The 17,011-nt window shown below is 62.2% G+C and carries 14 protein-coding genes and 1 pseudogene; 11 read left to right on the top strand and 4 right to left on the bottom strand.

The window, feature by feature from the left end; genetic code table 11:
- Positions 1 to 381: 381 nt before the first annotated feature.
- The 3 genes from F6X40_RS28735 to F6X40_RS28725 are packed head-to-tail and all read right to left on the bottom strand — an operon-like array spanning position 382 to position 6,230.
- Positions 382 to 1,890, bottom strand: a complete 1,509-nt coding sequence (locus F6X40_RS28735) for an efflux transporter outer membrane subunit (RefSeq protein ID WP_187630143.1) — start codon at positions 1,888 to 1,890, stop codon at positions 382 to 384.
- Positions 1,891 to 1,919: 29 nt separating this feature from the next.
- Positions 1,920 to 3,062 (bottom strand): efflux RND transporter periplasmic adaptor subunit, encoded by a 1,143-nt coding sequence (locus tag F6X40_RS28730; RefSeq protein WP_187630142.1) that lies wholly within the window; start codon positions 3,060 to 3,062, stop codon positions 1,920 to 1,922.
- 18 nt (positions 3,063 to 3,080) lie between these two features.
- Positions 3,081 to 6,230, bottom strand: a complete 3,150-nt coding sequence (locus F6X40_RS28725) for an efflux RND transporter permease subunit (protein WP_187630141.1) — start codon at positions 6,228 to 6,230, stop codon at positions 3,081 to 3,083.
- A gap of 87 nt (positions 6,231 to 6,317) precedes the next feature.
- Here F6X40_RS28725 and F6X40_RS28720 point away from each other — a divergent pair, with 87 nt between their 5' ends.
- The 6 genes from F6X40_RS28720 to F6X40_RS28695 all read left to right on the top strand — a co-directional run bounded on the left by F6X40_RS28720 (position 6,318) and on the right by F6X40_RS28695 (position 11,699).
- Entirely contained in the window at positions 6,318 to 6,977 is a 660-nt protein-coding gene (locus F6X40_RS28720) for a TetR/AcrR family transcriptional regulator (protein WP_316251690.1), read from the top strand.
- A 323-nt stretch (positions 6,978 to 7,300) separates the two neighbouring features.
- Positions 7,301 to 8,389, top strand: coding sequence for a pyruvate dehydrogenase (acetyl-transferring) E1 component subunit alpha (pdhA, locus tag F6X40_RS28715; protein ID WP_187630140.1), 1,089 nt, complete (start codon positions 7,301 to 7,303; stop codon positions 8,387 to 8,389).
- A complete protein-coding gene (locus F6X40_RS28710) occupies positions 8,382 to 9,359 on the top strand; it encodes an alpha-ketoacid dehydrogenase subunit beta (protein ID WP_187630139.1) in 978 nt (325 codons plus the stop codon). Before pdhA ends, F6X40_RS28710 begins: the two co-directional genes overlap by 8 nt.
- A 7-nt stretch (positions 9,360 to 9,366) precedes the next feature.
- Positions 9,367 to 10,482 (top strand): dihydrolipoamide acetyltransferase family protein, encoded by a 1,116-nt coding sequence (locus F6X40_RS28705; RefSeq protein WP_187630138.1) that lies wholly within the window; start codon positions 9,367 to 9,369, stop codon positions 10,480 to 10,482.
- Positions 10,483 to 10,994: 512 nt separating this feature from the next.
- Positions 10,995 to 11,198 (top strand): cold-shock protein, encoded by a 204-nt coding sequence (locus tag F6X40_RS28700; RefSeq protein WP_012428559.1) that lies wholly within the window; start codon positions 10,995 to 10,997, stop codon positions 11,196 to 11,198.
- Positions 11,199 to 11,474: 276 nt separating this feature from the next.
- Complete coding sequence (locus tag F6X40_RS28695) at positions 11,475 to 11,699, top strand: hypothetical protein (RefSeq protein WP_184032310.1); 225 nt, start codon at positions 11,475 to 11,477, stop codon at positions 11,697 to 11,699.
- 443 nt (positions 11,700 to 12,142) lie between these two features.
- On the opposite strand, the gene F6X40_RS28690 is transcribed toward F6X40_RS28695, so the two are convergent.
- Entirely contained in the window at positions 12,143 to 12,427 is a 285-nt protein-coding gene (locus tag F6X40_RS28690) for a hypothetical protein (protein ID WP_187630137.1), read from the bottom strand.
- A gap of 536 nt (positions 12,428 to 12,963) precedes the next feature.
- On the opposite strand from F6X40_RS28690, the gene F6X40_RS28685 reads away from it, so the two are divergent.
- The 5 genes and pseudogenes from F6X40_RS28685 to F6X40_RS28665 all read left to right on the top strand — a co-directional run bounded on the left by F6X40_RS28685 (position 12,964) and on the right by F6X40_RS28665 (position 16,663).
- Entirely contained in the window at positions 12,964 to 13,251 is a 288-nt protein-coding gene (locus tag F6X40_RS28685) for a hypothetical protein (protein ID WP_090810393.1), read from the top strand.
- Between the two features lie 371 nt (positions 13,252 to 13,622).
- A pseudogene (locus tag F6X40_RS43315) lies at positions 13,623 to 13,894 on the top strand (translation initiation factor IF-1).
- A gap of 493 nt (positions 13,895 to 14,387) precedes the next feature.
- Positions 14,388 to 14,627, top strand: a complete 240-nt coding sequence (locus F6X40_RS28675; protein WP_187630136.1) for a hypothetical protein — start codon at positions 14,388 to 14,390, stop codon at positions 14,625 to 14,627.
- A 62-nt stretch (positions 14,628 to 14,689) separates the two neighbouring features.
- Complete coding sequence (locus F6X40_RS28670) at positions 14,690 to 14,905, top strand: hypothetical protein (protein ID WP_184064443.1); 216 nt, start codon at positions 14,690 to 14,692, stop codon at positions 14,903 to 14,905.
- A 636-nt stretch (positions 14,906 to 15,541) separates the two neighbouring features.
- Complete coding sequence (locus tag F6X40_RS28665) at positions 15,542 to 16,663, top strand: sensor histidine kinase (RefSeq protein WP_187630135.1); 1,122 nt, start codon at positions 15,542 to 15,544, stop codon at positions 16,661 to 16,663.
- Positions 16,664 to 17,011: the final 348 nt, after the last annotated feature.

Genomic DNA, 17,011 nt, shown 5'->3' with positions numbered 1-17,011 from the left:
GCCACGATTTGCGTTTTGTCGGCGGTGATGCGTCCAGTCTTCCGGGAGGTGACCTCGCTCGTTCGGACAGTCAGTTGAGATTTTAAGTGGAACGTCCGAGGCAATGATGCTGCCGATTTGATCGGCAGCGTCGCGAAGTATGCCTCGTCCGGCGTCTGAACCGCCAGGCTTGAACGGGGCTGCCTTGGAAAGCACCCGGCGCCCCGTTGCAGAAGGTCGGCCCTCCACTTACGGCCACTCTGAACCACTCGAACCAGATTTGCCACGGTCTGCTTGCGGGCCGACAGGATGTCAATCCGAGCGGTCCGGAATGGCTTGCCAGGACCATGACTGTGCCGCATGGTTCCGGGCGACTGGAGGGCATGCCCGCGATGAGGATCATTAGCCGCGGTCACGCATCACATCGCTGCGGTTCCACCATCCGCCGCCGACAGCCTGAAAGAGTGCGACGGTATCGGAATACCGGGTGGCCTGAGTCTGGACGAGGCTGATGCGGGCCTGCTGGTACGTCCGCTGCGCGTCGAGCAGCGCAAGATAGCTGATCGCGCCAACGTGGAACTCGCGCTGGGACACAGCGAGGCTGTCCGCCGCCGCCCGCTCGGCTGCCGCCTCGGCCACCACTGCGTCCGCATCTGATTGCAGCGCTCGCAACGCATCAGCCACGTTCTGAAACGCCGAGATGACGGTGTTGCGATACTGCGCCGCTGCTGCATCGAAAGCGTCAATTGCGGCGCGGCGCCGGTGCAGCAACGTTCCACCTTCGAAGAGGGGCTGCGTGAGTCCCGCTCCCAGGTTCCAGATCGCGCTTCCCGGCGAAAACAGCGCATCGTTGGTCTCGCTGCCATAGGCGGCGCTGAGCGTGAGTTGCGGCAACATATTGGCGGTCGCGACGCCGATCTCTGCGCTTGCGGCGTGCAGTTGCGCTTTCGACGCGCGAATGTCCGGACGCTGCTCGACGAGTGTCGACGGCAGGCTGACCGGCAACGTGTCGGGCAACTGCAGCGACGCGAGATCAAACGTCTCGACCAGCTCGTCACTCGGGAAGCGGCCAAGATAGGCCGTGAGCTGATCGCGGGTCAGCGCCAGTTGCTTTTGCAGCGGCGGCAACTGCGCGCGGGTTTGCGCCAGCGTGGCCGCCTGCGCGAGTACCGCCGCATTGGCGACGGCGCCGATCGCGAATTGTCGTTTCAATCCCGCGAGTTGCTGCGTTTCGATGTCGACGATCTCCTCTGTGGCTGCAATCTGCGCCCGCAACGAAGCCTCCTGTACGGCGGCCGTGGCGACGTTCGACGTCAAGCTCAGATAGCTCGCCTCGAGTTCGAAGCGTTCGTACTCGGCTTGCGCGGCGAGCGATTCGATCTGCCGGCGCGTACCGCCCCAGATATCGAGCAGGTAGGTGACGCTCAACGATGCGTTGTTGAGCCTGAAGACCGGCACCGTGGTCGAGATCCCGAACGGCGAGCCCGAAATCTTCTCGCGAGCAGTCGAGATGTCCGCACTCACCGTCGGGAACAGCGCCCCTTGTGCTGCGTAAAGCGCTTCGTTGGCCTCGCGAAGGGTGGCCTGCGCCGCCTGCAGGCTCGGGTTGGCCTCAAGCGCACGTTCTACGAGTGCGTTCAGCGCAGCCGAGTGGAATAGCGTCCACCATTGCCCCGGAATGTCGAGAGCTTGCACGAAGCGCTGCGCCTCGCCGCCGTGGACGTCCGACGCGACGGTTCGCTCCGGCAGCGGCTCCCGCGTATAGCCGCTGACCTGCGGCGGCCCGGGTGGCGCGAAGTCAGGTCCGACTTCGCAGCCGCCAAGCAGCGTCGCCGCCGAAAGCGCCGCGCAGGCGGCGCTGCGGCAACATGCTGCCCGGGGGTGACGCGCAAAGCCGGGGTTTGATGTCATTGCTGCGCGCTCCTCATGTTACGGGCCGTTTACGAAGGCTTCGCCGCAACCGGTTTCACGGCCATGCCGGGGCTGAGCTTGAGGAGATTGCCGACAACGACCGAATCGTCCCGAACGACGCCCTTCCTGACCGCAACAAGTGGCCCGTAGTCCGAGCCGAGGGTCACGTAGCGCTGCTCGACCCGCTTGTCTGCGCCGACGACGTAGACGTATTTGCCAAGCTGGTTGGAGCCGACGGCCACTTGTGGCACCAGCAGCGTGTTGGGTGCGTCCGCGACGTGCAGGCGCACGCGGATGAATTGCCCCGGCAGCAACGTGTGATCCGGGTTCTCGACGGTCGCGCGCGCGGTGATGGTGCCGCTGCTGCGCCCCACGTTGTTGTCGAGAAACGTGAGCCTGCCACGGTACTGCGGGCTCGCGCCCTGACCGACGATGACCTCGGCCGCGATGGTCCCCTTCGCCTGATCCTGCTGGATGGTGGCGAGATCGGTGTCCGGCGGATTGAAGGTGGCATAGATCGGGTCGAGCTGCACGAGGGTGTTGAGCTGGGTCCCCGTGCTGCTGATGAGCGCACCTTCATGCACCTGACTCAGGCTGAGACGCCCGGAGAACGGCGCGCGGATCTTCGTAAAGTCGAGATTGAGCAGCGCCGTCTCGATGAGCGCACGATCCGCCGCGAGCGCGGCCAGGTCTTGATGCTCGGTGCTCGCGGACTGCTGCAGCGTATCGATCGACACGTCGCCCGTCTCGCTCATCAGCGTATTGCGGCGATGGCTGGCGATGGCATATTCGAGCGCAGCCGCATCCTTTGCCGCCTGCGCCCTCGCCTGATCGAGCGCCGCCTGATAACTGCGCGGATCGATCTCATACAGGAGCGTGCCCTTGCTCACGTCCGAGCCATCGGACACCCCCTGCTTCGCCAGGTAGCCGGTCACCTGCGCCTGAAGCGTGACGGTGCGGATCGCGTCCGTGGTGCCGACATATTCGAGGTAAACCGGCACGGTATGCTCGACCACCTGGGTTACGGGCACCTCGGTGGGGGCGGCTGGGTCCGGCGCGGGCGGGCTGCCGGTAGCATGTCGCGCTCCCCCACCTGTGAACGACAGGACGCAGACGACTACGGCGATCGCCAGGCCTGTTGTGGCTACAACGCGAAGTTTGCCGACTCTCATTGCGCCGTTGCTCCCCGATCAATCCCCGGACGCCGCCTCGCCGCCATCGCGAGGCGCGCGACCGATACGTTTGAGCGCGGCCTCACGCAAGTGCTCGATCACCGTGTAGAAGATCGGCACGAATCCCAGGCTGAGCAGGGTGGCGGCGAGCATGCCGCCTACCACCGTCGTCCCGATCGACCGGCGGCTCGCGGCGCCCGCGCCGGAGGCGATCATCAATGGGACGGCGCCAAAGATGAACGCGAACGCGGTCATGAGGATCGGGCGCAGACGCAGGCGTGCCGCCTCGGTCACCGCCGCGACGATATCGAGGCCGGCTTCGCGGCGCCGCTTGGCAAATTCGACGATCAGGATCGCGTTCTTCGCCGCCAGCCCGATCAGCAGGACGAAACCAATCTGCGCATAGATGTCGACCTGCATGTGGCGCAGCCACAGCAGCCCCAGCGCGCCGAACAGGGCTAGCGGCACCGTGAGGATGATGGTGAACGGCAACGTCCAGCTCTCGTATTGCGCGGCGAGGAACAGGAACACGAAGGACAGCGCGAGCGCGAAGACCATGCCCGCGACCGAGCCGGCCTGCAACTCCTGATAGGTAATGCCCGTCCAGTCATAGCCGAAATCCGCCGGCAAAACGCGCGCCGCGCGCTCCATCGCCGCGATCGCCTGGCCCGAACTGTAGCCCGGCGCGGCACTGCCGGTGATCTCCGCGGCACCGTAGAGGTTGTAATGAGGCACCGTGTCCGGCCCCACCGTCGGTTCGAGCCGGCCGAGCGTGCCCAGCGGCACCATGCTTCCCGCGGCGTTGCGCACGTAGAGCCGCGACAGGTCGCTGCGGTTCCCGCGGGCGTTGTCGTCGGCCTCGAGCAACACCTCGAAGGTGCGGCCGAACAGCGTCACATTGTTCACGTACAGCGAGCCGAGATAGATCTGCATCGTATTGAACACATCGCTCAGGTTGAGCCCGAGCAGCTTCGCCTTCACGCGGTCGAGATTGAAATCGTATTGCGGCGTCGACGTGTTGTAGCTGGTGAGCAGGGTGCGCCGCTCGAGTTCGGGCTGTTGCCGCGCCTGGGCGAGAAAGGCCTGGGTCGCCTCGCCGAGTGCGGCACTGCCCCGGCCGCTCAGGTCCTCGATTTCGAAATCGAAGCCGCCGAAGGTGCCGAGGCCGGCAATAGTCGGTGGAATCAGTGCAAGCGCCACCGCCTCCGGAATCTGATTGAGCTTCGGCTGTACCGTGGCGATGAGGTTGGCGACGCTCTGCTTCGCACCTCGCTCGTCCCACGGCTTGAGGATCACAAACTGGGCCGCACTGTTCGACGTCGTGCTGCGAGTGATGAAATTCAGACCGCTGATGGACAGCACGTTCGCCACGCCGGGTGTCGCCCTCAGGATCGCGCGGGTCTTCTCCACCACGGCTTCGGTGCGTTGCAGCGAAGCGCCATACGGGAGTTGCGTAATCACATAGAAATAGCCGGGATCTTCAACCGGCAAAAAGGCGGAAGGAATCGTCGAATGGAGCAGCCAGGTCACACCCAGGCCACACGCGAAGACCGCCAGCGCGAGCCAGCGCAGCCGGATCAAGCCGCGCAGCGAATTCGCGTAGTGGCTGCGCGCCCAGTTAAAGCCTTGATTGAACTTGCGAAACAGGATGAACCGTGGCGGCCTGTCCCGTCGCAACAGCAACGCGCAGAGCGCCGGACTGAGCGTCAGGGAATTGAACGCCGAGAGCGCCACCGAAATGGCGATGGTCAACGCAAACTGATTGTAGAGACGGCCCGTCACGCCCGGCAGGAAGGCGATCGGCACGAACACGGCGCCGAGCACTGCCGAGGTGGCAACGATCGGCCCCGTCACTTCCCGCATCGCCGCCTTGGCCGCAGCCATGGGCGTAAGCCCGCTCTCGAGTTGGCGTTCGACATTCTCGACCACGACGATCGCATCGTCGACGACGAGGCCGATAGCGAGGACCATGCCGAGCAGGCTGACCGTGTTCAGCGAAAAGTCGAGCACCAGCATGATCGCGAGGGTGCCGATGAGCGCCACTGGAATGGCGATCATCGGAATGAACGTGGTCCGCCAGCTCTGCAGGAACAGGAACACGACGCCCAGCACCAGCAGCAGCGCAAAGCTAAGCGTCTTCATCACCTCGACCATCGAGGCGGACACGAACATGGTGGTGTCGTAGGTGATGCCCCACGCGATCCCTTTCGGGAAGCGCTTTGCAAGCGTCTGCATCGTGGCCTTGACACGCTGGTCGAGGTCGAGCGCATTAGCGCTCGGCAACTGGAAGACGGCGAGCAGCGCCGCCGGGTGTTCGTTCACGGAGGCGCTAGAGGTGTACTGAAGTGCGCCCAGATCGATGCGCGCCACGTCGCGCAGATACACAGTTGCGTCGCTCGCCGTGCCGGCGCGCAGCACGATATTGCCGAATTGCTGCGCGTCCGCCAACTGGCCGTGGGTGTTGATCTGGTATTGAAACGTCGTGCCCGCCGGCGCCGGCGCCTCGCCGAACTTGCCTGCGGCGACCTGCACATTCTGCTCGGCGATCGCATGCTGGACATCGGTGGCTGTCATGCCGAGCGCGGCGAGCTTGTCGGGGTCGAGCCAGATGCGCATCGAGTAGCGGCGTTCGCCGAAGATCGTGACATCGCTCACGCCGGGCAGGCGCTTGAGCGAGTCGACGAGTTGGAGATAAGCGTAGTTGCTGAGGGTGACAGGATCGATCGAGCCGTCTGGCGAATAGAGATTCACCGCCAGAACAAAGTTCGGGTTCTGCTTCTGGATGGTGATGCCGGCCTGATTGACGATGCTGGGAAGCTGCGCCGTCGCCTGCGAGATGCGGTTCTGCACGTCGACCGCGCCGATGTCGATGTTGTAGCCGACGTTGAACGTGACGGTGATCGTGGACGTGCCGTCGTTGGCACTCACCGACGACAGGTAGCTCATACCCGGCACGCCGTTGATCTGCTCTTCGAGCGGCGCGGTGACGGTGTCCGCCACGACCTGCGCGCTCGCACCCGTATAGGTCGACTTGACCAGAACCTGTGGCGGCGTGATCTGCGGAAACCGCTCCACCGGCAGGTTGAACCAGGCAATGAGCCCCGCGAGCACCATGATGATGGCGATCGACGATGCGAAGATCGGACGCTCGATAAAGAAATCGACCATTGACCTCGCCCCGAGTCCCAGGTAGCTTGACGGAAACGCGCCGGTATAGTTTCCGCCGTCGGTAGACATTGTCAATAGGCCTGGATCGTGACGCGCGAAACACAGACTCAACCTATCCGATCAGGCGGGCGTCCTACGCTGCGAGAGTCCGAAATTCGTCTGCAGCGCCTGCTCGATGTTGCGCAGCGCCATTTTCTTGCCGCTGGATATCGCGAGACCAGCCTTGAAGGCATCGCGCGAGAGGCGGGTATTGCAAAAAAAACGCTGTACGATCGATTCGGCAGCAAGGCGGGCCTGTTCAGCGCAATCGTCGAGACGCTGCGTCGTTCATGGATCACGCAACTCGGCGATATCGTGCTCGATGCGCGCCGTCCGGAGCACGTCCTCGAGAAGGTCGCGCTCCATCTGCTGGATGTGGGCACGCGGCCTGACATGATCGCATTGCATCGCCTGCTTCTGACCGAGGCCTATCGTTTTCCCGAACTCATCAGCGGGTATTACAACAAGGCGGGTGGACTACGCGGCATGGAGCCGCTTTCGGACTATCTTCGTTCGGCAGTCGCCGATGGCGCATTGCAACTCGATGACGTTGCGCTGGCTACCGAGCAGTTTCTACACCTGGTACTCGGCGGGGTCCGCGCGCGGCTGCTGCTTGGCGCCACCAGGAGGCGCCCCGGCGCATCGGAGCGCAACAGAATCGCGCGTGAGGCGGTTCGCATCTTCCTCGCTGGATGCAAGGTGCTTTGAGCGAGCGCGTTCCGGTCTTCGTCCGATTCTGCCCGGCCGATATTCGCCTGGAGCGGCCGCGGCCGGCGGGATGCCGGCCCAATTCCCGTCTGCTTCCGGGGCCGCGCAACCGGCCACCCGCTGCTGCATTGCGACAATCGGGCGTTCGTATTCCTGGTTGCCGTGCCGCGTGTGGTTGAGGCGGCGAGGAATTGGCCCCTGTACGTGTTTCCCTTGCCTAAACTCAAGTTGGTACGCGCCGAACTCTGACGGCACAAACGCGGTAGCGCTCGCGCGCGAACTCCGGCACGTATTTGAAATCTGAAAGAACATGGGAGGCGGACATGACGACGGCTGTCAGCTTTCATATCGGCTATACGCAATACCTTGGCCCCGATGGCGAGCCTGTCCAGTCATTGCCAGCCTTCGCACGTGACCCGGCGGCGCTGATTCCGCTCTATCGCGCCATGGTGCTGACACGGGCGTTCGACACGAAGGCGGTCGCGCTGCAGCGTACCGGCAAGCTCGGCACCTTTGCGTCGTCGGTCGGCCAAGAGGCGATCGGTGTCGGTGTCGCCAGCGCGATGCAGTCCGACGACGTGCTGTTCCCTTCGTATCGCGATCACGCCGCGCAATTGCTGCGCGGCGTCACGATGACGGAAAGTCTCCTGTATTGGGGCGGCGACGAGCGCGGCAGCGATTTCAGCGTGCCCCGTAACGATTTTCCGAACTGTGTGCCGATCGGCACACAGGTGTGCCATGCGGCCGGCGCAGCCTACGCGTTCCTGCTGCGTCACGAGCCGCGCGTTGCGGTGGCGATCTTCGGCGACGGCGGCACATCCAAGGGCGATTTCTACGAGGCGATGAACATGGCCGGTGTCTGGCAGGCGCCGCTTGTGCTCGTCGTCAATAACAACCAGTGGGCGATTTCGGTACCACGCAGCCACCAGAGCGCTGCGCAAACGCTCGCGCAAAAAGCGATCGCTGCAGGAATAGAGGGGCTGCAGGTCGACGGCAACGACGTGATCGCCGTGCATCAGGTTGTCCACGCGGCGCTCGCCAAGGCTCGCCGCGGCGATGGCCCGACGCTGATCGAGGCGCTCAGCTATCGCCTTGGTGATCACACGACGGCCGATGACGCGACGCGCTATCGCGACGCCGAGGTCATCGGCAAGCAATGGGAATACGAACCGCTGCTTCGTTTGCGCACCTACCTGATGCACGTGAACGTCTGGACCAAGGCGCAGGACGAGGAACTCGGTAAGGCGTGCCGGGCGCAGGTCGAGCAGGCCGTCGACGCGTACCTGGCGATACCGCCTCCGGGCCCGTCCGCGATGTTCGATCACCTGTATGAGGCGTTGCCCGCAGCGATGCGTGAGCAACTGGCGATGGCGCAACGTTTCGCGCCGGCTAAGGGGCACGGCGATGGCTGACCTCAACATGGTCGAGGCCCTCAATCAGGCGCTCGCATATGAACTGGCGCACGACCCTGCCGTCGTGCTGCTCGGAGAGGACATTGGCGTGAACGGCGGCGTATTTCGCGCGACCGTCGGGTTGCAGACGCGCTTTGGCGCTCAGCGGGTGATCGACACGCCGCTGGCCGAAACCGCCCTCGCCGGCTGCGCGATCGGCATGGCGGCGATGGGCGTCAAGCCCGTTGTGGAGATCCAGTTCGCCGGGTTTGTCTATCCGACCATCGATCACATCCTGAATCATGCGTCGCGTCTGCGGCATCGAACGCGCGGACGACTGACGTGTCCGCTGGTGATCCGTGCGCCATGCGGCGCAGGCATTCACGCACCGGAGCACCATTCCGAAAGCCCTGAAGCGCTGTTCACCCACATACCCGGGCTGCGCGTCGTGACGCCGTCGTCGCCAGCACGCGCGTACGGCTTGCTGCTGGCGGCGATCCGGGACCCGGACCCGGTGATCTTCTTCGAGCCGACGCGGCTGTACAGGCTCTTCAGGCAGCCGGTGGAGGATGACGGCGAAGCGCTGCCGCTCGACAGTTGCTTTACGTTGCGCGATGGGGCAGACGTCACACTGGTGGGTTGGGGAGGCGCGTTGCAAGACGTGCAGGCCGCGGCCGATCTGCTCGCGCAGGAAGGCGTAATGGCCGAGGTGATCGACGTGGCGACGCTCAAGCCGCTCGACATGAACACCATTCTCGCGTCGGTGGCGAAAACCGGACGCTGCGTGATCGTGCATGAGGGCTCGCATGCCGGAGGGGTCGGCGCGGAGATCGCCGCCAACATCGCCGAGCGCGGACTGTACTCGCTGCTCGCACCAGTGCAGCGCGTCACCGGTTATGACGTGGTGGTGCCGCTGTACAGACTCGAGAATCAATACATGCCAGGCACTGAGCGCATCGTTGGCGCGGTCAGGCAGGCGCTGCAAGCGTAGGGATGCCATGAAAATCTTCAAACTGCCTGATCTCGGCGAAGGATTGCAGGAAGCGGAGATCGTCGAGTGGCACGTCAGGAGCGGCGAAGACATTCGCGCGGATCAACCGCTGTTGTCGGTCGAAACGGCGAAGGCGATCGTCGATATTCCGTCGCCTCAATCCGGCCGCGTCGTGAAACTGTTCGGCCAGGTGGGCGACATCGTGCATCTGGGGGCGCCGCTCGTCGCATTCGAAGGAGCGGCCGACGAAGCCGATGCCGGTACCGTGGTCGGTCATATGGAGGTCGGCCAGCATGTGGTGCACGAAGCGCCGGCGGCGCTCGGCGGCAGCCCGGGCACGGGTGTCGGCACAATCAAGGCGATCCCGGCGGTGCGGGCGCTCGCACGCAAGCTTGATGTCGATCTTGCGATGGTGACACCGTCGGGGGCGGAGGGTGTCATCACGGCGGCTGACGTGCAGCGCGTCGCGAAGATACTCGCTCAGCTCGGTCCGCCCGAAGTGCTGCGCGGCGTGCGGCGCGCGATGGCGCAGAACATGGCGCGCGCGCAGAGCGAAGTGGCGGCCGCGACCGTCATCGACGACGCCGACATTCACGAGTGGCCGCCACATACCGATGTGACGATCCGCCTGATCCGTGCGCTGGTAGCAGGATGCAGCGCCGAACCCGGGCTCAACGCATGGTTCGACGGACATGCGGGACGGCGTCACGTACTGGAAAAGATCGACCTCGGCATTGCCGTCGATCTACCGGATGGCCTCTTTGTACCGGTATTGCGCGACGTTGCACACCGCAACGCAGCGGATCTGCGTGGCGGCCTCGACCGGATGCGTGTCGACATCCGGGCACGCAAGATTCCACCGGAGGAACTGCGCGGCAATACGATCACGTTGTCGAACTTCGGCATGATCGCCGGCAAATACGCAGCTCCCGTGGTCGTGCCGCCCACTGTCGCGATCCTCGGAGCGGGGCGCATTCACGAGCAGGTCGTGGCGGTAAGTGGCGTTCCGGCCGTGCATCGGATCTTGCCGCTTAGTCTGACGTTCGACCATCGGGTCGTCACGGGCGGCGAAGCAGCACGGTTTCTCGCCGCGGCGATCGTGGATCTGCAGATGGCGCAGTAGCTGTGACTGCGCGAATTCAAAAATTCAGAAGGTGTATGCGTTGTGTCCAGCTTGGGACGTTCGCAGATTTCTGCTGCCAAGCCGTAACGGGTGGGGGGACAGCCCTTCAACGATAGCGCCTGTTCAATTTGCTCGGGAGCGTGTCTTTTGCTAACTGCGATTGCGACAATATGGCGTCCGTTCTGCATATAGAGCATGTCGGCCATACAGGCACAGCGAAATCGTATGCCAATCCGTAAATCGATCGAGGCGTGCCGGTTCGCAGCTTCGTGCAGCGCACCCGGTCTTTGGATCGCTTCGTCTGCAAAACGGCCCCGCCCCGTGAAACAGTTACAAGATAAGTATTGACGCTGGTACCACTTGGCGGTTAAGGTGCCGCATGAAGTTCAAGAAGTTCGATTGCTGTTCATCAATTGCTCGCTCCTCAGCGGTATTCGTTGTCCTCTCCCTCCTTGACGCTTCATACGCTCTTCAACGGAGCACATTTTCCCGTTTTTTCTCAAGGATTCTTCATGGATACCGGTACCGTTAAGTGGTTCAACGATAGCAAAGGTTTTGGCTTCATCACCCCGGACAAGGGCGGTGACGACCTTTTCGCTCACTTCTCCGAAATCAGCGGCGACGGCTTCAAGACGCTGGCTGAAAATCAGAAGGTGAGCTTCGAAACGAAGCAAGGCCCGAAGGGTCTGCAGGCAGCTAACATCAAGCCGCTGTAAAGTTTGAAGAGCCCGGCGTTCCGCGACGGACGCCGGGTTGCAGGGACATCCTTACGGAGCGTTGTTTCCCGAAGTGGCGTGTTCGCTCCTGGCTGCATCGGTTTCGCCGGCAGCTTGCCAAGCGCCATACGTCTCATTGCGCTCATTTTCCCCTCTGGCATTAGCGCCACGTCTTCGCTTTCCGACTGCTTCAGATTCGGCCTGAGATGCCTTTGAATCGGCGTACCTGTGCACATTTCGCAAGGCACGCGCGCACTCGACATTATTAAAACTAAAATGCAGAACAAACAAATTCAACAATACAACGGCTATGCCGTCCAGCCCTCGGCGCATCGTTTGCCCGACGGCAGTTTTTCCTCCAACCTGCTGCTAGAACGCGCCGATAGCGAGCGCGCGGACGGCCGCTACCAGTTCTATTCGCTCGATTACTTCACGAGTGAGGAGCAGGCGTTGCAGCACTCGACACGCTGGGCACGCAACTGGGTCGACACGCGCGGTTAACGGCGACGCCCCAGTTCTGCACGCTCAACGCATCTTAGGCGTCAGGACGCGTGCAATAAGGCGCGCGCAAACATCACGCGCGATCGATCGGTTACTTTCCGATTTGAGCGGGCGCTCAGTGCGAACTTCTTTGAGCTTTCAGAATGGGTCGAAGTGTGAACGCAGGCGCGGGCGGACGGCAATCACCCATCGGTCACTATGCGGCCGAGATGGAATGGACATGGCTTCCCTTCGGGCATGACGGCATCTACTTCGTGGTCGACGCCTGAGGAGGCGATGACCGGAACTGGCAGCAATGCGGTCGCACCGGCATAGCCTGCCGAGCATCTGGCGACTGACGATCAGAAGGTCAACTTCTTTATCACACACATTGTTGATGGCGTGCCCCTGGCGCGCGCGAACACGGGTACCTTCTGCATAGACTCGGGTTCTGGCTTTAGCACTCAGGGGGATTCCAGGATGGTGCGATCAAAGCCGTCAGTATCAATCAGCATTTCGGCGTAGGCCACCGACGCGCGCCTTGCGTCGCCGGCATTCACGAACGGCCTCTTGCCGGGCACACGGAATAAGCGACTTCGCGGGTTGTCCGTCATGGAATCCGGGTCGCTGATGCGGATCGACGCATCGAATCCTTCCTCGTAATTGTGACCATGTCCCGGTTGAGTCGTGCGATGCGGATACACGAGTAGGGAAATATCGAGACCGCGATAATGGCGAATGGTTGTCATCAGGTCACTCCTTTTGGCCGCAGCAAGCAGCACGTTTTTGATCGTTGTGCAGGTTTGGCCGAAGGAGATACGCCCCCGAGCCACACCGACGAGGCGACCGGAACGAAGTTTCCTGGCTGGCTGTCCGGTACGCGGATACCCGAGCTTCGTGCTTAACATCCGCAAGCGTTCCCTCACCCGGCATTCCGCTCACGTTTGTCCGATCGGGCACCACACTGTCCCGAACTCACGAAGTGGGTCGCTCCCGTATCCTTGGCCAGCCTCATCGCGCGTGGCAAGCAGACGCTGTTGATCGTGGTGTTCTTGAAGGGTTTGCAACGTAAGCGCAGAGGTGGAACCAGGCAGGCAGTCGTCGCCGGCCATCTAAGCCAACGCTATGACAATCCGGGCAGTGCCCCGCTTTGCCGACCCCACGTTTCAAGGTACGCGCGACAGTACTATCGGTCAATACAATTCTGGTAACAGTCTCCGCGTCTGCGCGGCCCGATGTAACCCGTTCCAGCGTATAGTGAGCCATACCCTGTGGAGTGACCAACATGTCGACACACCCGATTCTTCTCTACAAGGGGTACGAACTTCATCCCCTTGTCTTTCCCCGCACATTCAGTCGCTTTGACGGACATTCCCGTTACGCGGAAGGTTACGAAATTGCAGTACGGATATGTCGTCCGGCGGCGACAGCAATTCCCTCCGCAAGCCGGGTCTTCAGGCTGAACCAAACGCATACGTTCTCTGACTTCGGTACGGCAAGGCGAGCCGCCCGGCAGCAGGGAAAGGACATCGTCGACGGAAAGGTGAGCGGCGCTTCGGTCATCGACATATGAAAACGCCGCTGACGGACAGCATCCATCGATGTGCTCGATCGTGCGACGAATTACTGTCTGCCTGATGGCCGATCTGATCGCCGCTCGCACATAAAAGGCGGCCGGCACCTCCCGCTCTTTGGCGACCGGTATGGCCGCATTCCGCTGCGCAACGGACCCTTTACCCGGCGGTGAGCATACCTCATTGCCGCAATAGCGGGACAGGGCTGCGATCGACATGCTGCCCGGGACGCTCGCCGGCGATCATCCTCCCGAACGATTCGCGATTTGGCCATCCCCGAAGATTCGATGTGGCCGGCTGCAAAAACGTACCGCAGACCTGCAAGTCGAGCAGCAATTGGCGTCGCTGGCTCACGCCGTCTCGTCGCCCAATCGGGCCACGCGTTCCCGGCGGTTCCGCGACGAACACGTACCCCCGAAATGAAGTCGGTCCGGATAGCCGTTGCGTGTCACGCTCGGCAATGGCGTGGTCGCGGGCGCGTCCGCGTCGTGCCAGAGGCGCAAACATCGCATCGGTCTCCTCGCAGGCGGCCGGGTAACGCTGGAACGCCTTATGACCTGACGAAAGGGTGAATCGATTTCCGCCAAAAAGGGCGAACGGGGCTGCACTGCAGTTTCGCGCGCTGCGTTTCGCCGTCGTTGAATTGTTGACGTCGAGACTGCTTGCCGCGCATGTCGGAGGCGCACTCTGCGTCGCCACATGATGAGCCTGAGGAGAGAGGCAGTCCGATGTGGATCTTCGGATCGCCGCCGCCTACCGGCGCTGCGGTACGTAAGTGCCGGGTTGACTTGCATGGTCCCCGTGATTCTCTGACGGCGCCTGGAGCACGAGTTTATCTGTACAAATCCATCAATGGGCGTAGCATGAAATCGTCACTCGACCTGCGACCGTTCCTCGCGTCCCCAAGCTGCTTACCCGACGGAACCGGAGATCCGCTTTCACCCAAAACCGAGACGTGGCACACCTCCTGAAGGGCTGCGGACGCAGTGGCCCACGTCGCTACGCTCCGTCTTTTCCGCTACACAATGAGACGGCCTCAAAGGCACCGATCACAACCGGTTCCCGTCTCTACCGCAGGCTCGAACTTCATCCGCTGGTGGTTGACTCAGAGCCGTTGCAAACATTGGAGTCTGGTATGGAAAGAAACGACCTGCTGAAATGGGTTCGGTGCAATGGTGCTGACATCGTCGATCGGTTTCTGCCGCCCGGCGCGCAGGGCGAACTGGATAGCCTCATCCATGACCACCGTCACGAGATCGATGCGGGCGCGTTTCTGATGTTCATGTCGATTCGTGCGCTTCTATGCGAACGCGGCATGGCAAGCTGCGATTCGGATCGTGAGGCCGGACAAATCATGGCCATGCTGAGCACTTAGGTCGCGCTTTTCGACGCCCCTCTGCGACAGTCGCAATCGAGCGATAACCCCAAAGGAATACCATGCGCTTCAATTCCACCCTGATCGTTATCGACCCGACCCCCCGGCGGGCCGACGGCGAGTACATGGCCCACGCACGCATCAGCGGCAGCCGTGCCGACGGCACCGGGTACGAGATTCATTCGAGTGGCGATCTGGCAGGCTTCGACGCACGCGAGGACGCGGTAGCCTATGCGAAGAACTGGGCGCAGGACTGGCTGCACGCGCGCTTCGGGTGACAGACGTCTCGCCTACGGACGCAACGAGAGAGGGATTGGCGTGCAGGCCGGCCATTCGCCATCAGAGGAAGATGCAGCGGGGTGTTGGTCACGCGTTTCGATCCAATCGCTTACCCATCGGTTCTGGTAAACCGGTGCCTTTGCTTGACGGCCGCAGTACCCGAGAGAGTAGAACTCGAAAAGCAGGGGGCCGTACGGACATCGGATCACCTAAGCGTCAGGTCTAAAGAGAAAGAGCCGTCGGAGACTGCGTGGGCCGCATTGTCGGGCGAACACCCTTTGCGCGACATCGACCGAATCAGCTTCGCGTCGCGCGTACGTGAGAGCCACCCCGGCCAGCGACGTCTTCTCCCGGATGTCGTGTTCAAGCTGCAATTGGCGGATATCGCGTCGAAGCGATTCGACCTGCCGCTCCAGTTCTCCCCGCTCAGGGGCGTGCGGCGAATCGTTGTGGCGTTTCATGAAAGGCCGGACACGAACGCTCACCACTGTCGAGAAAATCCAGGCGGTTCATTACGAGTACATGGACTACCTCTAGGTAGTCCAAGACGGTGTAAACCCGATGGATCCCGCGACGAACTGGCGCGTAATATCGGTTCGGCTAAAAATCTCCTCAATTTCTTCGCCGGAGCAGGCATGCGACTGTCCGATTTTATCGTGCAGGAAATGGAGCCCATTCTGGCGCAGTGGGAGGCGTTTGCCGCCACGCTGCTGCCAGCCGCTGGCAACATGGGCACCCTCGCGTTGCGCGACCACGCCCAGCAGATTCTGGAAGCAGTAGCCAGGGATTTGCAGACTTCGCAGACCAGGGAAGCGCAGCACGAAAAATCCTTGGGGCGGGCACCCCGGCTGACGGATGCGCCGGAGACAGCTGCGCAATCCCATGCGGTCCTGCGCGCTCGAGGCGGTTTCAACATCAACCAGCTGGCCGCGGAATACCGCGCTTTGCGTGCAAGCGTGCTGCGTTTGTGGATGGATGAGTGTCAGCCCGATGCGCCTCATCTGGATGACATCGTCCGCTTCAACGAGGCCATCGATCAGGCGCTGGCCGAATCACTCGGTTTTTTCAGCACACAAGTCGATCAGGCTCGCAACCTGTTGCTTGGGATGCTCGGACACGACATGCGGAGCCCGCTGCAGACGATCCAGGTGACAGCTTCATATCTGTCCGCGCTCAACGCGGGGGAGCGCGTTTCAGAAGCTGCAGCCCGTCTGGTGCGCAGCGGCGCCCGGATGCAGGCACTTCTGGATGATCTGTGCGATTTCAACCGAACAAGGCTCGGGCTAGGTATTAACGTCATACCTGCTCCCGTTGATCTGACGAAAGTGTTCACCGATGAGCTGGACCAGTTGCGCGCAGTCCATCCAGACCGGCAGATCGAGCTCGAGGTGCACGGTGACGTTCAGGGTGTCTGGGACGGTCCGCGTCTGCAGCAACTGCTCGGCAATCTCGTTCTGAATGCGCTCAGATATGGCGCGCGAGACGCGCCCGTTCGCGTCGTGGTGACTGGCGACGAGGCCGAGGTGCGCTTCGAAGTCTGCAATAGCGGACCAGCCATCGAGGGACTGTTGCTGGAGCGCATCTTTGATCCTCTTCAGCGAGGTCCAGAGCGAAAAATCAACGAGGACGCGCAAGGCAGCCTTGGGCTCGGACTGTATATCGCGAGCGAAATCGCCAAGGCGCATCACGGCGCGATCGAGGCGCGGTCAGATAAAGAAGAGACCGCATTCGCCGTACGTCTGCCGCGCCGGGCGTAGCAGGGGAGCCCGGCTTGGTAACGGGCATGCCACGAATTATGTGGGGATCTGCTGGTGGTTTTACACCTGCCGAGACGCGCCTATTCCATCGCCGGTCCTCACAGACCGACCACGACTGCATGAAGCAAATCCGCGGCATCGTCGCAACAGGAAGGGTGCACGCCCCGATTACCTATTCGGTTCGTGCCGCTCCATGCGCGCGATCAGGCTCGACCATTAGATCATACTTCGGCCTCTCAAACAGCCGGAACCCCCGTCGGCACTGGGTTTCGGCTATTTTTTGGGGACTATCGTGTAGCCATGTAAATTAGTATTTTTATATTGCTTTTGCTGGATATTTTGCTTTAA

The sequence above is a fragment of the Paraburkholderia sp. UCT31 genome, from assembly GCF_014397655.1.
GTDB classification, from domain to species: Bacteria; Pseudomonadota; Gammaproteobacteria; order Burkholderiales; family Burkholderiaceae; genus Paraburkholderia; species Paraburkholderia tuberum.
Note: the sequence above shows the minus strand (reverse complement) of the source record. Positions and strands in the feature narration are given on the sequence as shown.

Coding starts and splice junctions, on each gene's coding strand:
- F6X40_RS28735 (WP_187630143.1), bottom strand. CDS start 1,890: ATGACATCAAACCCCGGCTTTGCGCGTCACCCCCGGGCAGCATGTTGC.
- F6X40_RS28730 (WP_187630142.1), bottom strand. CDS start 3,062: ATGAGAGTCGGCAAACTTCGCGTTGTAGCCACAACAGGCCTGGCGATC.
- F6X40_RS28725 (WP_187630141.1), bottom strand. CDS start 6,230: ATGGTCGATTTCTTTATCGAGCGTCCGATCTTCGCATCGTCGATCGCC.
- pdhA (WP_187630140.1), top strand. CDS start 7,301: ATGACGACGGCTGTCAGCTTTCATATCGGCTATACGCAATACCTTGGC.
- F6X40_RS28710 (WP_187630139.1), top strand. CDS start 8,382: ATGGCTGACCTCAACATGGTCGAGGCCCTCAATCAGGCGCTCGCATAT.
- F6X40_RS28705 (WP_187630138.1), top strand. CDS start 9,367: ATGAAAATCTTCAAACTGCCTGATCTCGGCGAAGGATTGCAGGAAGCG.
- F6X40_RS28700 (WP_012428559.1), top strand. CDS start 10,995: ATGGATACCGGTACCGTTAAGTGGTTCAACGATAGCAAAGGTTTTGGC.
- F6X40_RS28695 (WP_184032310.1), top strand. CDS start 11,475: ATGCAGAACAAACAAATTCAACAATACAACGGCTATGCCGTCCAGCCC.
- F6X40_RS28690 (WP_187630137.1), bottom strand. CDS start 12,427: ATGACAACCATTCGCCATTATCGCGGTCTCGATATTTCCCTACTCGTG.
- F6X40_RS28685 (WP_090810393.1), top strand. CDS start 12,964: ATGTCGACACACCCGATTCTTCTCTACAAGGGGTACGAACTTCATCCC.
- F6X40_RS28675 (WP_187630136.1), top strand. CDS start 14,388: ATGGAAAGAAACGACCTGCTGAAATGGGTTCGGTGCAATGGTGCTGAC.
- F6X40_RS28670 (WP_184064443.1), top strand. CDS start 14,690: ATGCGCTTCAATTCCACCCTGATCGTTATCGACCCGACCCCCCGGCGG.
- F6X40_RS28665 (WP_187630135.1), top strand. CDS start 15,542: ATGCGACTGTCCGATTTTATCGTGCAGGAAATGGAGCCCATTCTGGCG.